This window comes from Sedimenticola thiotaurini, from assembly GCF_001007875.1.
Taxonomy (GTDB): Bacteria; Pseudomonadota; Gammaproteobacteria; order Chromatiales; family Chromatiaceae; genus Sedimenticola; species Sedimenticola thiotaurini.
The window spans coordinates 2,530,519-2,545,029 of the sequence record NZ_CP011412.1 but is presented as its reverse complement, the minus strand read 5'-3'; the positions used below and the strand labels follow the sequence as shown (position 1 = coordinate 2,545,029).

Here is a 14,511-nt window from a genome sequence, read left to right as displayed (position 1 = left end):
CGCCTCCCTATCAGTTTTGAAGATTGATCGGGTAGGCGGGTTGAACTGATTCTGTCTGCTACGCAGCAGACGGCGCCGGATCACTTACTGGCGTGGATCGATGCGCGGACGTTCGCTCACTTCAACCTGGATATCGAACGGTTTGTCTCCGCGCCAGCCCTGCACCCGTACTTTCTCCCCCGGTGGCACCGCAGCAATCAGGTAGAGGATGTCGTGGGCAGTGGTCAGGGGCTGCTCATTGATGGTGGTGATCACGTCGCCCGGCACTAACCCGGCCCGGTCGGCGGGGCCGTCTTCCAGCACCCCGGAGATCAACACGCCGCTGCCCGCTTTCAGGTCAAACGACTCGGCCAGGGCCGGCGTGATGTCCTGGCCGGCTATGCCCAGCCAGCCCCGTACGACACGACCCTGTTTCAGAATCTGCTCCAGGACCCCTTTGGCCAACGCCACCGGAATGGCGAAGCCGATCCCCTGGGATCCGCCACTTTTGGAGAAAATAGCGGTGTTGATCCCCACCAGCTGACCGTGGGCGTTGATCAGTGCGCCACCGGAGTTGCCGGGATTGATGGCGGCGTCGGTCTGGATGAAGTTTTCGAAAGTATTGATTCCCAGCTGGTTTCGCCCGGTGGCGCTGACAATACCCATGGTGACGGTCTGACCGACCCCGAACGGGTTCCCGATGGCCAGGACCACGTCACCCACCTGCAGCACCCGGGAATCGCCCACGGTGATGGTGGGGAGATCGGTCGCGTCGGTCTTCAGGACCGCCAGGTCGGTGTCCGGGTCGACCCCGGTGACCTGGGCGTCCAGGGTCCGGCCGGTGGAGAGTACCACCCGGATCTGGTCGGCATCTTCGATCACATGATTGTTGGTGAGAATGTAGCCGTCCTGGCTGATGATGACCCCGGAGCCAAGACTGGTCTGCAGTTTCTTTCGTGGTGGTGACTGGAAGCGATTACCGAAAAAACGCTGGAAAAACGGGTCGTCAAACAGGCTGTTGCTGCGTTGCACCGTGACCTTCGCAGTAAAGATATTGACCACCGCCGGGGCCGCCAGTTGCACCGCATTGGCGTAGGAGTAGGGTCCCTGACTGACCGTCGGCATGGTGACGGGGGCCGGTGCCGGCATCGGATTGGGGCTGAGCAGTTCCGGTTGAGACGGTGTGCTGAACAGGGAGACAGCGAGGTAGGCGGCCGCCATGCCGGCGGCGGCAGAAGTGGCGATATAGGCAAAGGCTCTTTTCATGGTGGAGTCGGGTTACACTGGGGTATTGGAAAACGGATGGCGTATTATATCCCAATACCGGGACGGGGGAGTCAGTCAGGTATTTAACCCACCCGATGGGCGGCATGGACCGCGGCCTGCCGGGACGAGAGGGATCAATGATCGGACTAGTTGAACTGGAAACCTACTGCAACAGACTGCTCGATGCGGGCAGTTTTGAGGACTACTGTCCCAATGGCCTGCAGCTGGATGCCGGCCGGCCGGAAATTCAGCGTCTGGCCACCGGGGTTACCGCCAGCCAGGCGGTGATAGAGGCGGCAGCGCGGGCTGAAGCGGATCTGCTGCTGGTTCATCACGGCTATTTCTGGCGTGGTGAAGCGGCCCCACTGACCGGTGTCAAGGGGCGGCGAGTGCGTTCACTGATGAGCGCCGGGATCAGCATGATGGCTTACCACCTGCCCTTGGACGCCCACCCTGAACTGGGTAACAATCGGGCGCTGGGGGATCTGCTGGAGATCGGTCAGGCTCAACCGCTGGGTAGCGGGTTGGTCTGGCAGGGGGAACTGGCGGCTGAGTCGCCCAGCGACCTGGCCGGACGGATGACCCGCTTGCTGGGTCGTACCCCTCTGTTGATCCCGGGCGGTGATCGCCCCATACGGCGCATCGGCTGGTGTACCGGCGCTGCCCAGGGGGCGATTGTGGAGGCCGCCGCCGCCGGGTTGGATGCCTTCATCAGTGGCGAGGTATCGGAAGCCACCACCCATCTGGCGCGGGAGCTGGGGATTCACTATTTTGCGGCGGGTCACCACGCCACGGAGCGCTACGGGGTACAGGCGCTGGGACGGCATCTGGCGGAAAAATTCTCGTTGGATTACCTGTTTATCGATGACGATAATCCGGCCTGATTGGGTCGCTGAAAGGCATTTTTAAGCCCGATCAGTCGGGGTGAACGGCAGACCATTCTTGACCTTCTGCGGTACATGTTAGAGAATGCGCCGTCTATTTTTGGGGTAAATATCAGCATATACTGATTTTCCTGCGCCAATTTTGTTAAGATTCGGCCGGGGAATTCAGCGTCCGGCCTACTCCGGGAGTCTTATACCAATGAGTGTGGATCTAAAAAAGCGGCGGTTTCTCACTGCTGCAACCAGTGTGGTCGGTGCCGTGGGCGCCGGCTTTGTCGCAGTACCTTTTCTGAAGTCCTGGAATCCCAGTGAAAAGGCAAAGGCAGCAGGTGCACCGGTGGAAGCCGACATCAGCAAGCTTGAGCCGGGCCAGATGATGCGTGTCAAATGGCGCGGAAAACCGGTCTGGGTGGTCCATCGCACAGAGAAGAACCTGAAGGATATGGAGGGATTGACCAGCGTGCTGCTCGATCCTGATTCCGTCGATCCTCAGCAGCCGGAATATTGTCAGAACCCCTACCGCTCCCGTAAACCCAAGTACCTGGTGGCGGTCGGTATCTGCACTCACCTGGGTTGCTCGCCAACCTACCGGCCTGAAGTGGCGCCGCATGACCTGGGCGCGGACTGGGTAGGCGGCTTCTTCTGCCCCTGTCACGGTTCGCGCTTTGACCTGGCCGGCCGTGTCTACAGCGGTGTGCCCGCCCCGAAGAATCTCGAAATCCCCCCCTATATGTTCCTGTCCGATACCCGGATATTGGTGGGTGAAGATGGAGGAGCTGCCTGATGAGCTTAATGTCCTGGATAGATGAGCGCTTCCCGGCTACCAAGGTGTGGAATGAGCACCTGGCGGAGTACTATGCGCCCAAGAATTTCAACTTCTGGTATTACTTCGGCTCCCTGGCGATGCTGGTGCTGGTTAACCAGATCCTGACCGGTGTCTGGCTGGCCATGAGCTACAAGCCGGACGCCACGTTGGCATTCGGTTCGGTCGAATACATCATGCGTGATGTGGAGTGGGGCTGGCTGATCCGCTATATGCACTCCACCGGGGCCTCGGCCTTCTTCATCGTGATCTATCTGCACATGTTCCGCGGGCTGATCTACGGCTCCTACCGGGCGCCGCGGGAACTGCTCTGGATTATTGGTGTGGTGCTCTACGTATTGATGATGGCTACCGCCTTCATGGGCTATCTGCTGCCCTGGGGTCAGATGTCCTACTGGGGTGCCCAGGTGATTATCAACCTGTTCTCCGCCGTGCCGGTGATTGGGCCTGACCTGGGTGTCTGGATCCGGGGCGACTACGTGATTTCGGATGCCACCCTGAACCGCTTCTTCGCACTGCACTTCCTGCTGCCGTTCCTGTTGGCCGCTGTGGTGTTTATCCATATCGTGGCCCTGCACAAGGTGGGTTCCAATAACCCGGACGGTATCGAGATCAAGAAGAACAAGGATGAGAACGGTATCCCGAAAGATGGCATTCCGTTCCACCCCTACTACTCGGTGAAGGATACTGTTGGTGTGGCCGGCTTCCTGTTCCTGTTCGCGGCGGTGATCTTCTTCGCCCCGGAGATGGGTGGCTACTTCCTGGAGCCGCCGAACTTTGATCCCGCCAACCCGCTGAAGACGCCGGAGCATATTGCCCCGGTCTGGTACTTCACGCCGTTCTACGCCATTCTGCGCGCGGTGCCTTCCGTTGCCGGCTCCGCCTTCCCCGGCGTGGTGGCCATGGGTGCTGCGATCGTGGTGTTGTTCTTCCTGCCCTGGCTGGATCGCAGCCCGGTCAAGTCGGTACGTTACAAAGGGCCGATCGTGAAGGGCGCTATTGCTATGTTTGTAGTGGTGTTTGTGCTGTTGGGCTGGCTCGGTACCCAGGCGGCGACGCCTTTGCTGACCCTGCTTGCGCAGATCTGCACGGTGCTTTACTTCGCCTTCTTCCTGTTGATGCCGATCTACAGCAAACTGGACAAGACCAAGCCTGTTCCTGAGAGGGTGACCAAATGAAAAAGCTGATTGTTGCACTGTTATTGGCTGTGGCACCTGTCCTGGGGCTGGCAGCCGGTGGGGGCGTCCACCTGGACGACGCGGATATCGATGTCTCTGACCAGGCATCGCTGCAGCGGGGCGCCAAGTATTTCGTCAACTACTGCCTGAGCTGTCATTCAGCCAAGTTTCAGCGTTATAACAGGCTGGCCCGTGACCTGGGCCTGACTGACGAAGAGGTGAAGGCGAACCTGATGTTCACCACCGACAGGATTGGTGACACCATGAACATCGCCATGAACCCGATCAACGCGGAGGCGTGGTTCGGTACTCCGCCTCCCGATCTGAGCCTGATAGCACGGGCACGGGGCGTGGACTACATCTACACCTATCTGCGTGGATTTTATGTTGATGAGAGCCGGCCTTTCGGTGTGAATAACGTTGTGTTCCCGGATGTGGGCATGCCCCACGTGATGTGGGAACTGCAGGGCATGCAGAAGGCCGTATTCGAAGAGGTGGATGGCCAGAAGGTCATTAAGGAACTGGTACCGGTCGAGGGTGCGGCTGGCAAAGGCAGCATGACGCCTGAAGAGTTCGATGGCGCCATGCGTGATCTGACCGCCTTCCTCAGCTACGTGGCCGAGCCGGTTCAGCTGGAGCGGAAACGCCTGGGCACCTGGGTGTTGCTGTTCCTGGGTGTGTTCTTTGTATTGGCATACCTGATGAAGAAAGAGTACTGGAAAGACGTTCACTGAGCGTCAGCATATCCGGTCACACGGGGGCGTACAGTTTATTGTATACTGTACGCCCCCGTTGCTTATGGGCAGCGGAAATTTTGTTGCCGGGAGCGTGTCGGGCCTGGTTGATCGCTGCGCGGGAGCGCCGGTTCAAGTCGGTTTTCTGATCTAGCGGGTAACCGGGTGAACCCGGCTGATAAGCCAGATGAGAAAATTGTCCATCCGGTTTTTTTCTGCGCTTGATCTGTGTTTATACCGACAGGCTCCCCGTCCCTGATTCTATCCTGGAGTGGTTTGTATGGCCGTTGTTGCGAACAAGAGATCTGTGATGACTATGTATTCGGATCCGAGCAGCCCCTATAGTCATCGCGTGCGTCTGGTGCTGGCTGAAAAGAGCATCACCGTCGAGATCAAGGATGTCGATCCCCTGAACATTTCCGAAGACATCATGGACCTCAATCCCTATGGAACCCTGCCGACACTGGTGGATCGGGATCTGACCCTGTTCGAGTCCCGCATCATCATGGAGTACCTGGACGAACGCTTCCCCCATCCGCCATTGCTGCCGGTTGACCCTGTTTCGCGGGCCAGTTCGCGGCTCTATATGCATCGTGTCAGCAAGGATTGGTATACCCAGATGGAGGAGATCCTGGCGGGTGGAAAGGGCGCCGCCAAGGCCCGTAAGGAGTTGCGGGAGAGCCTGATCGCTGCCGCGCCCATCTTTACCCACAAGCCCTATTTCATGAGCGATGACTACTCGCTGGTGGACTGTTCCATCGCGCCGATGTTGTGGCGTCTGCCTCTGCTCGGTATCGAACTGCCACCCCAGGGTAAACCGGTACTGGATTATGCGGCCCGGTTGTTCGAACGTGAATCATTCCAGGAGAGTCTCTCCGATGTAGAAAGGGAGATGCGGGACTGATCCTGGATCGTCGCCTGGTGTTATGCTGAGTTCCAATCGCCCCTATCTGATACGTGCGCTCTACGAGTGGCTGGTGGATAACAATCTCACCCCCCATCTGCTGGTGGATGCGGAAAAAGGGGACGTGATTGTTCCCCGGGAGTTTGTCGAGGATGGACGGATCGTTCTGAACGTGGCGCCCACGGCGGTACGCAACCTGACACTGGGTAATGATTACGTCACCTTCAATGCGCGCTTCGGCGGTACGCCCATGGATGTGGTGGTACCGCCGGAAGCGGTGCTGGGTATCTACGCCCGGGAGAACGGACGTGGCATGCTGTTCCCGGACGAGGCTCCCTCCGAAGATGGACCGCCGCCGGATGATGATCCCAAGCCGCCCCGTGAGCGGCCATCATTAAAAGTGGTGAAGTAACACCGTCCTGGAGATGCAGCCCGCCATCCCGTTGGCTGTTTCACTGTTCCGGTGGCTTGGGCCTTAATGGCACCACCTTGTCAGACAGGCTCGGCAATCCGAGACTGAACTCTTCCAGCTGTACACCCACCATGATGACGTGGCCGTCATGACGGCCGACCCCCTCCTCGCTGTAGTCGAACTGGAACAGCCGCCGGATGCGGATGCCCTGCCGTGTCCAGCGTAAACCAAGCCGGCGCAAGGCTACTGTCTGGTCCAGAAACTGCAGATTACGCTGTTCACAGGCAGTCTGGCAGATCCCGGTGGCGATCTCCCGGGCACGGGCGCTGTCCAGCCAGAACCAGACCAGCAGGGCGAGCAGCAGCAGTGGGACAAAGGTAGTCATAGCGGCTATGGTACAGAATAAGTTGGCAGATGCAGAGTTAAACGGTTGAGAAATGGACAGCTCGGGGTTGGCCGGCCCATCCTGTGGGCGGTGCTCCCGTTCTGTTCTGCAAGCAGATTGAGGAGGGTGGAAATGCACCGAATCAGCATTATCCAGGCAGACATCACCCGGCTGCAGGTGGATGCCGTAGTGAATGCGGCCAACCCCGGCCTGCGCGGGGGTGGCGGGGTGGATGGCGCTATCCACCGGGCGGCGGGTGTCGAACTGCTGGCCCACTGCAGAACCCTGGGCGGTTGTCCGACCGGAGAGGCCCGCCTTACGCCGGGCTTCAACCTGCCCGCGGACTGGGTGATCCATACGGTTGGGCCGATCTGGCGCGGTGGGGATGAAGGGGAAGCCGAGTTGCTGCGGGCCTGTTACCGCAACACTCTTGCCCTGGCCCGGGAGCATGGGTTGGGCCGGATCGCCTTCCCCGCGATCAGTACCGGCGTGTACGGCTATCCAAAACGGGAGGCCGCCGCTATCGCCCTGCAGGAGATGCACTCGGCGGAGGGCTTCGTGGAGTTGATCGCCTGCTGCTACAGCGTTGAAGATGAGTTACTCTATCGCTCGTTGCTAGGCGAAATCACGGGCCTGATGTAGTGTGTGCCGGATCCGGCGGATCGGGACAAACTGCGAATGCCCCATCGGACAAGCCGGCAATTTTAATCAGATTTGCAGAACATAGTTTGGAATATTGGGTGGTTTAAATTGGCCTGGCTTGATGAGTTTTCCCTGACCTTGATTGTGCTTGCCTGTCTGTTGTTGGGACTGGCCCCATTCACCCCGGAACCCCATGTCTGGGAGAAGCTGAAGATGTTGTTTAGCGGCACCTTGGTCAAGCCGATCGATATATTCGATCTGCTGCTGCACGGTACGCCGTTTGTCGTGCTGGTACTGAAGCTGGTGCGCATGCGTCAGGTCGCTTCCGCGCGCTAAAACATCCTTCCGGGTAACTGGTTTCAGCCGGAACCGATCAACCTGTCAGTGATAGGGCAGCAACTGGACTTCCTTAGTGGTGGCTACGCACTTCTATCTGTCATTGCTGAGTCGATCCAGGCGCAGCCGCTGGCGCTGATCGAACAGTCGCCGGGAGCCGATCCACACCGCCATAATAGCCCCCAGCCCGGTACCAACCGCAATCAGCAGCAGGATCATGATCTGGTATTTGGCCGCCTCCAGTGGCGGGCTGCCGGAGAGAATCTGACCGGTCATCATGCCCGGCAGGCTGACCACCCCGGCCGCAGCCATGGCGTTAATAATGGGGATCAGACCGGAACGCAGGGCGTCCCGGCGGATTTCGCAGATTGCCTGGTCCCAGCTCTCCCCCAGCATCAGTTGCGCCTCGATCACGCCCCGCTGCTGCCACGCATCCCGGGTCAGGTTGTCCAGGGCGATGGCCATGCCGGACATGGTGTTGCCCAGCAGCATACCCAGCAGTGGAATCAGGTACTGTGGGGTGTACCAGGGGTCAACCTGAACCACCAGGTGGACCGCCAGCAGGGTGATACTGAAGGAGGAGATGAACATCGACAGGGTGCCGATGCCAATTCCCCAGGGGCCCCGAAAACGGCGCTTCTGCCGGGCCATCACCTCGTAGCCGGCCATCACCAGCATGAACAGGGCCAGCGCCAGGATTGGCAAGGGAGCCCGCTGGGCGAACAGGGTATTCAGGATCAGACCCAGCAACAGCAGCTGCAGGACGCTGCGTAGTGCCGCCAGCAGCAGTTGTCGTTCCACCCCAAGGCGCAATCGCCAGGAGAGTACCGCCAGGGCCACCACCAGCAGGGCGGGCACCGACAGATCGTGGGGTGTGAGGTGAATCATCTCCATCAGGCGGCTTCCACTTCCAAATGGCGGTCCCGAATCATCAATCGTCGCTGGCCGACCCGCCGCCGCTGTGCTGCATCATGGCTGACCCAGAGGACTGCTGCCTGATGCTGTGCTGCATACTGTAGTACCAGTTTCTCAACCCGGGCGGTGTTTTCCGGATCCAGGTTGGCCGTGGGCTCGTCCAGTAACAGTACCGACGGCTGGCGATTCAGCATCCGGGCCAGGGCCAGCCGTTGCCGTTCGCCGCTGGAGAGACGACTGACCTGCCAGGTCAGGCACTTATCATCCAGGCCCAGTTCCCGCAGCAGATCGGTCGGTGATCCGATGAAATGGTCAGCCACCTGTTCATGCCACCAGTAGCTATCCGCCGGCAACAGGCCCACATGGCGACGCCAGATCGGCGGGGGTGTGGTGCCGATTGCCTGTTGGTCAAACTGGGCATTGCCGCTATGGGGGTCGAGATCGGCGATGGCCCGCAGCAGACGGGTTTTACCGCTGCCGGAGGGGCCGGTCAGAGTGACGCACTCGCCGGCTTCAATGGTCAGATCCACCGGCTCCAGGCCGCCCCCCCGGAACTGTTCCAATACCAGGCTGCTCACCCGGCTCAGGCCTCACGCCGCACAAAGATCAGATCCCAGACGCCGTGACCGAGGCGCTGGCCGCGCTGTTCGAACTTGGTCAGGGGCCGATAATCGGGGCGTGGGGTAAAATTCCCCGCCCCGGCGCTGTTGTCAAACAGGCGGTCGGCATCGGAAAGCACGGTCATCATCTGCTCTGCATAATCTTCCCAGTCGGTGGCGGCGTGGAAAAAACCGCCGGGCCGGATCACCCGGCCCAACTCAGTGACGAACGCCGGATTGAGAATGCGTCGCTTATGGTGGCGCTTTTTATGCCAGGGATCGGGAAAGAACAGGAACAGCCCCTGGAGTGAGTCGTCCGGGATGCAGTGTCTGAGCACCTCGATGGCGTCGTGCTGCAGAATACGGATGTTTTTCAGCGCCAGCTTTTCTATCTGGATCAGCAGATGCCCCACGCCGGGACCGTGAACCTCGATACCCAGGTAGTTCCGGTCAGGGTGTGCGGCGGCCATGCTGGCCAGGGACTCCCCGTTGCCGAAGCCGATCTCCAGGAATACCGGCTGATCATTGCCGAACAGGGTGGCAAAATCGATCGGCCGGGGAGTAAATTCCAGGCCGAAACGTGGCCATAGGGTGTCGAATGCCCGTTGCTGGCCAGCGGTCAGGCGGCCTTGTCGCAGCACAAAGCTGCGGATTGGGCGGTGTTTTTTTTCCTGTTCGGACATGGTGCAGTGTTAAGTCGTTAAAGGCTGTGGGATGAGAGGCTTGGTTGGTGGTCGCCATAAAGGTATAAAGGGCATTTAAGCGGGATTCTACACGAAACCGGCCTGGCCCGTGATCAGAGAATATGCCCGCCAAAATAATAACCGGGGCGAGCGAGGTGAGACGTTGAACCAGTGGAGTGAAGATCTGATATCGGTGGAACAGGCCCGGACTCTGGATGGACTGTTCCAACAGCGGGTTAAACGTTCCCCGGATCGGCTGGCCTATCGGCACTATGATCGGCACACGAAAGCGTGGCAGGACCTCAGTTGGCAGGAGATGGGGCGGCGGGTGGCCCGCTGGCAGGCGGTGCTGAAGCAGCAGGGCCTGCATCCCGGTGACCGGGTGGCACTCTCCCTGCGTAATTCCCCGGATTGGGTGGCGTTTGACCAGGCCAGCCTCGGGTTGGGGCTGGTGGTGGTGCCGCTCTATACCGATGACCGACCCGACAATGTCGCTTACATTCTGCAGGATGCAGCGGTGAAACTGCTGCTGGTGCAGGACAGTGCACGCTGGAAACGGTTGGCCCGGGCAATCCCGGCGGACAGCCCGTTACAGCGGGTGCTGATCCAGGACTCCAGCGACGGGAATGGCGGGCTTGCGGCGTCCGATGCGCGTGTCCGGCGGGTTGCTGATCTGATGCCGGCGCAGGATCTGACCATGCTGCCGCGTCATGGCGATCCCCACTCCCTGGCCTCCATTGTCTATACATCCGGCACCACGGGGCGCCCGAAAGGGGTGATGCTGAGTCATCACAACATGCTCTCCATCGCCCACGCCTCGATCACGGTCATCGACTGTTTCCAGGAGGATCAGTTTCTCTCGTTTCTGCCGCTCTCCCACACCCTGGAGCGGACCGCCGGTTACTATCTGCCGATCATGACCGGTTCATCCGTGGCCTACTCCCGTTCTATTGGCCAACTGGCGGAGGATCTGACCCTGCTGCGTCCCACGGTGCTGATTGCGGTCCCACGGATCTTTGAACGGGTCTACGGACGTATCACCAGCCAGATGCAGAAGCGCACCCTGTTGCCCAGACTGCTGTTCCGTGCCGCGGTGCGGGTGGGCTGGTTGCGCTTTGAACGCAGCCAGGGGCGGGTGGGCCTGCGGCCTTCCCTGCTACTCTGGCCCCTGCTCGATCGCCTGGTGGCCTCCAAGGTGACCGCACGACTGGGCGGTCGGCTGCGCATCGCGGTGAGTGGCGGTGCGCCGCTGTCGGCGGAGATTGCCCGTCTGTTCATCGGTCTGGGTATTCCCATCCTGCAGGGCTATGGCCTGACCGAGAGCAGTCCGGTGGTGAGCGTGAATCCCCTGGAGGACAATGATCCGAGCAGTGTCGGGGTGCCGCTGCGCGGTGTTGAGGTGCGCACCGGTGAGGATGACGAGCTGCTGGTGCGTGGACCGGGGGTGATGCTGGGCTATTGGAATAACCATTCCGCAACCGCCAAGATGATTGACCAGGAGGGGTGGCTGCATACCGGTGACCAGGCCCGAATTGAAAACAACCATATCTATATCACTGGTCGTATCAAGGATATCCTGGTGCTCTCCAACGGCGAGAAGGTGCCGCCGGGGGACATGGAGCTGGCCATCGCCCTGGACCCGCTGGTGTCCCAGGTGATGGTGCTGGGGGAGGGAAGGCCCTACCTGAGCGCCCTGGTGGTGGTGGATGCGGATCACTGGCCGGCGCTGGCGCAGGATTGCGGTCTTGATCCGATGGCGCGGGAAAGCCTGGAACATCACCGGGTCACAGGGGCCGTACTGCACCGGATCAAGGAGATGCTGAAACAGTTTCCAGGCTATGCCAAGGTGCGCAGGGTGACCCTGCTGCTGGAGCCGTGGACGGTTGAGAACGGTATGCTGACGCCGACCCTCAAGATCAAACGCGCCCAGGTGCTGAAGCATCACCAGGCAGCCGTGGATGCCATGTATCAGTAGCGCCGATCCGGGCAGGTGAAGCCGTTCGGTCCGTCGTCACCCTTGCGCCCGACTGCCGCTGGGCATAGAATCGGCTGCGCGATGCGGGTGTAGTTCAATGGTAGAACGGCAGCTTCCCAAGCTGCATACGAGGGTTCGATTCCCTTCACCCGCTCCAATCACCTTCCTGGTCCGTCCGGTAACGCGCTGCTTATGCAAAAACTCTATGAGTGCCGAGATCGACTGCAGGCCCAGATGCTGCACGACGCCCTGGCCGCACACCACATCCATACGGTTATTCTCGGTGATTACCTGAGCGGTGCAGCAGGTGAATTGTCGGCGCTTCAGTTCCCGGTGCTGTGGGTGGTGGAAGGAGAGGACTACAGCCTGGCCCGGCAACTGGTGGATCGCTATCTGCAGGATCCGGAACCGGACCAGGCACCGTGGCGCTGTTCCCGGTGTGGTGAAATGGTTGAAGCCACATTCGATATCTGCTGGAACTGCTCCACAATTCGCCATTAAAAGTTAAAAACTGTTGCAATGGTGAGTGTGGCATCCTCTGTACTGTGGCACTGGAACGGATAATGGTTCATGCTTAGGATTGTGATGCCCTCCGGTCACGGATTTATCGCCGAACCCGTGGGTGGCTGAAAGAACAGGACAAAAACACGGAGTCTGTGATGGGTAAGTTTTTCAAGATTGTAGGCGGCCTGGTACTGGTGCTGGTACTGCTGATCGTGGCCGCTGCCATCATCCTGCCGATGGTCATTGATCCCAATGACTACAAGGAGCAGATCGTTGACCAGGTCAAGCAGCAGACCGGCCGGGATCTGCAAATCACCGGCGATCTGAAACTGTCGGTCTTTCCCTGGCTGGGGGTGGATATTGGCGGCTTGCAGCTGAGCAATGCGGAAGGGTTCGGGGAGCAGCCGTTTGCGGTGGTCAACAGCGCGGCGGTGCGGGTCAAACTGATGCCCCTGCTGAGTCGTCAACTGGAGGTGGATACCGTTGGTCTGGACGGCCTGGTACTGAATCTCGCCAAGTCCAAAGATGGCGCCACCAACTGGGATGACCTGGCTAAAAGCGATGCGCCAGCGGAGTCCGAACAGGGAGATGCCTCCAGCGGCCAGGGGCTTGCGGGTTTCAGTATCGGCGGGGTTGATATCAGCAATGCCCGCATCAGCTGGGATGACCGCAGCACCGGTCAGCTCTATACAGTTGACCAGTTCTTCCTGAAAAGTGGTGCGATTCAGCCCAACAGCCCGGTGGATCTGGAGCTGGGGGCACAGCTGAAAAGCAAAGAGCCGGAGCTGGACGCCAAGATCAAACTGGACAGTACCGTCTCGCTGGATGAACAGGCCGGCATGCTGTTCCTCGAAGGGCTGAAGCTGCAACTGGATGCCACCAGCCCACTGTTTGAGAAGGGTGCCATGAGCGCCAACCTGGCCGCCGATGTGGGGCTGGCACTGGATGGCCAGAAAGTTTCGGTGGACGGGCTCTCCATCACATCCGATGCTCTGCGCCTGACTGGTCGCCTGGAGGGTAGCAACCTGAGCAAGCAGCCGGCATTCAGTGGCAACCTGAGCCTGGCGGAGCTGAATCTCCGGGAGTGGCTTACCGCCCAGGGTATCGCGTTGCCTGAAACCGCCGATCCGGCGGTCCTGGGGCGCTTCTCCGCCGACCTGGAGCTGGCGGCACAGGGGGATCTGACCCGGATCAACAAACTGGCCATGGTGCTGGATGATACCAACATCAACGGTAACGCCAGCCTGAAAGGCTCAGCCATCGGTTTTGAGCTGGATGTGGACAGTGTCAATGTGGACCGTTACCTGCCACCGGTCAAGGAGGATGCCGAAGCACCTGCCAGCAGTGACTCTGCCGGCGAAACGGCAGCAAGTGGTGATGAACCGCTGTTGCCTGTGGAACTGCTGCGCTCTCTCAACCTGGATGGTTCGCTCAAGATTGGCCAGATGGTCATCAACAAGCTGACCGCCAAGCAGGTCCTGGTTACGGTCAAGGCGAGTCAGGGCAAGATCACCTCCGAGCAGAAGATCGGCTCCTTCTATCAGGGCAGCCTCAACAGCGTGATCAACCTGAATGTAGCCGGTAAGACGCCGGTTATCCAGATCGAGGAGCAGGCCACCGATATCCAGGCCGGCCCTCTGCTGAAGGATATGACCGCCACGGACAAGTTCGATGGCACGGGAAAATTCCAGGCTAAGCTTCAGACCAGTGGTAACAGCATCAACGCCTTCAAACGCAGCCTGAACGGTAATCTCAGCTTCCTGTTTGCGGACGGCTCGGTGAAGGGCTTTAACCTGGCCCAGATGCTGCGGGAAGGCCAGGCCAAGCTGAAGGGCGAGACCTTGCCCGCCAGCGAAGAGGTCCAGAAAACCGACTTCTCCGAGATGAGCGCCAGCGCCGTGATCAAGAATGGTGTGCTCAACAACCAGGATCTGCTGGCCAAGTCGCCCTTTCTGCGGGTGACCGGTGCGGGTACTGTGAACCTGGTGTCGGAGACCCTCGACTATCTGGTCAAACCGGTGATCGTCAGTACCGCCGCCGGACAGGGTGGTGAAGGACTGGAGCAGCTGAAAGGGGTGCCTGTGCCGGTCAAACTGACCGGCCCCTACGCATCACCGAAATACACTATCGACTGGGCCCAGGTGGTGACCGGCACGCAGAAGGCGAAGCTGGAAGAGAAGAAGGCAGAGGTCAAGCAGCAACTGGAAGAGAAAAAGGAAGAGACCAAGGAAAAGCTGGAAAATAAGCTCAAAGGTAAGTTGAAGGGGCTGTTTAACTGATTTTTAATGCAGT

Annotated in this window: 16 protein-coding genes and 1 tRNA gene; 12 read left to right on the top strand and 5 right to left on the bottom strand. The window is 59.7% G+C overall.

Annotation, left to right across the window (positions count from 1 at the left end):
- Positions 1 to 84: 84 nt before the first annotated feature.
- Positions 85 to 1,245 (bottom strand): Do family serine endopeptidase, encoded by a 1,161-nt coding sequence (locus AAY24_RS11710; RefSeq protein ID WP_046859831.1) that lies wholly within the window; start codon positions 1,243 to 1,245, stop codon positions 85 to 87.
- Between the two features lie 137 nt (positions 1,246 to 1,382).
- On the opposite strand from AAY24_RS11710, the gene AAY24_RS11705 reads away from it, so the two are divergent.
- The 6 genes from AAY24_RS11705 (at position 1,383) to AAY24_RS11680 (ending at position 6,180) form a co-directional block, all read left to right on the top strand.
- Positions 1,383 to 2,129 carry a Nif3-like dinuclear metal center hexameric protein gene (locus AAY24_RS11705; protein WP_046861260.1) on the top strand — a complete coding sequence of 249 codons (747 nt, stop codon included), beginning with the start codon at positions 1,383 to 1,385 and terminating at the stop codon, positions 2,127 to 2,129.
- Between the two features lie 199 nt (positions 2,130 to 2,328).
- Complete coding sequence (gene petA, locus AAY24_RS11700; protein WP_046859830.1) at positions 2,329 to 2,913, top strand: ubiquinol-cytochrome c reductase iron-sulfur subunit; 585 nt, start codon at positions 2,329 to 2,331, stop codon at positions 2,911 to 2,913.
- A complete protein-coding gene (locus AAY24_RS11695) occupies positions 2,913 to 4,130 on the top strand; it encodes a cytochrome b (protein WP_046859829.1) in 1,218 nt (405 codons plus the stop codon). Before petA ends, AAY24_RS11695 begins: the two co-directional genes overlap by 1 nt.
- A complete protein-coding gene (locus tag AAY24_RS11690; protein WP_046859828.1) occupies positions 4,127 to 4,864 on the top strand; it encodes a cytochrome c1 in 738 nt (245 codons plus the stop codon). The genes AAY24_RS11695 and AAY24_RS11690 overlap by 4 nt, the downstream gene beginning before the upstream one ends.
- 280 nt (positions 4,865 to 5,144) lie before the next feature.
- Positions 5,145 to 5,768 carry a glutathione S-transferase N-terminal domain-containing protein gene (locus tag AAY24_RS11685; RefSeq protein WP_046859827.1) on the top strand — a complete coding sequence of 208 codons (624 nt, stop codon included), beginning with the start codon at positions 5,145 to 5,147 and terminating at the stop codon, positions 5,766 to 5,768.
- A 25-nt stretch (positions 5,769 to 5,793) separates the two neighbouring features.
- The gene (locus AAY24_RS11680) at positions 5,794 to 6,180 is read left to right on the top strand and encodes a ClpXP protease specificity-enhancing factor (RefSeq protein ID WP_046861259.1); all 387 of its coding nucleotides are present in this window, start codon (positions 5,794 to 5,796) and stop codon (positions 6,178 to 6,180) included.
- Between the two features lie 40 nt (positions 6,181 to 6,220).
- Here AAY24_RS11680 and AAY24_RS11675 read toward each other — a convergent pair whose 3' ends face one another.
- Positions 6,221 to 6,565: a DUF3301 domain-containing protein gene (locus AAY24_RS11675; protein ID WP_046859826.1), complete on the bottom strand. Its 345-nt coding sequence runs from the start codon at positions 6,563 to 6,565 to the stop codon at positions 6,221 to 6,223.
- 132 nt (positions 6,566 to 6,697) lie between these two features.
- Here AAY24_RS11675 and AAY24_RS11670 point away from each other — a divergent pair, with 132 nt between their 5' ends.
- Both AAY24_RS11670 and AAY24_RS11665 read left to right on the top strand, forming a co-directional pair.
- Positions 6,698 to 7,207, top strand: coding sequence for an O-acetyl-ADP-ribose deacetylase (locus AAY24_RS11670; protein WP_046859825.1), 510 nt, complete (start codon positions 6,698 to 6,700; stop codon positions 7,205 to 7,207).
- A 108-nt stretch (positions 7,208 to 7,315) separates the two neighbouring features.
- A complete protein-coding gene (locus AAY24_RS11665) occupies positions 7,316 to 7,543 on the top strand; it encodes a hypothetical protein (RefSeq protein ID WP_046859824.1) in 228 nt (75 codons plus the stop codon).
- A gap of 93 nt (positions 7,544 to 7,636) precedes the next feature.
- On the opposite strand, the gene AAY24_RS11660 is transcribed toward AAY24_RS11665, so the two are convergent.
- The 3 genes from AAY24_RS11660 to trmB are packed head-to-tail and all read right to left on the bottom strand — an operon-like array spanning position 7,637 to position 9,740.
- Positions 7,637 to 8,437, bottom strand: coding sequence for an ABC transporter permease (locus AAY24_RS11660; RefSeq protein ID WP_046859823.1), 801 nt, complete (start codon positions 8,435 to 8,437; stop codon positions 7,637 to 7,639).
- Positions 8,437 to 9,036: an ABC transporter ATP-binding protein gene (locus AAY24_RS11655; protein ID WP_046859822.1), complete on the bottom strand. Its 600-nt coding sequence runs from the start codon at positions 9,034 to 9,036 to the stop codon at positions 8,437 to 8,439. Before AAY24_RS11655 ends, AAY24_RS11660 begins: the two co-directional genes overlap by 1 nt.
- A 5-nt stretch (positions 9,037 to 9,041) precedes the next feature.
- A complete protein-coding gene (trmB, locus tag AAY24_RS11650) occupies positions 9,042 to 9,740 on the bottom strand; it encodes a tRNA (guanosine(46)-N7)-methyltransferase TrmB (protein WP_046859821.1) in 699 nt (232 codons plus the stop codon).
- A gap of 163 nt (positions 9,741 to 9,903) precedes the next feature.
- Here trmB and AAY24_RS11645 point away from each other — a divergent pair, with 163 nt between their 5' ends.
- From AAY24_RS11645 to AAY24_RS11630, 4 genes are all read left to right on the top strand, one after another.
- A complete protein-coding gene (locus AAY24_RS11645) occupies positions 9,904 to 11,715 on the top strand; it encodes an AMP-dependent synthetase/ligase (RefSeq protein WP_046859820.1) in 1,812 nt (603 codons plus the stop codon).
- An 83-nt stretch (positions 11,716 to 11,798) separates the two neighbouring features.
- Positions 11,799 to 11,872, top strand: a tRNA-Gly gene (locus AAY24_RS11640).
- 35 nt (positions 11,873 to 11,907) lie between these two features.
- Complete coding sequence (locus AAY24_RS11635) at positions 11,908 to 12,216, top strand: putative signal transducing protein (RefSeq protein ID WP_052761211.1); 309 nt, start codon at positions 11,908 to 11,910, stop codon at positions 12,214 to 12,216.
- A gap of 158 nt (positions 12,217 to 12,374) precedes the next feature.
- On the top strand, positions 12,375 to 14,498 hold the full coding sequence (locus tag AAY24_RS11630) for an AsmA family protein (RefSeq protein WP_046859819.1): 2,124 nt from the start codon (positions 12,375 to 12,377) through the stop codon (positions 14,496 to 14,498).
- The last annotated feature ends 13 nt before the right edge of the window (positions 14,499 to 14,511 follow it).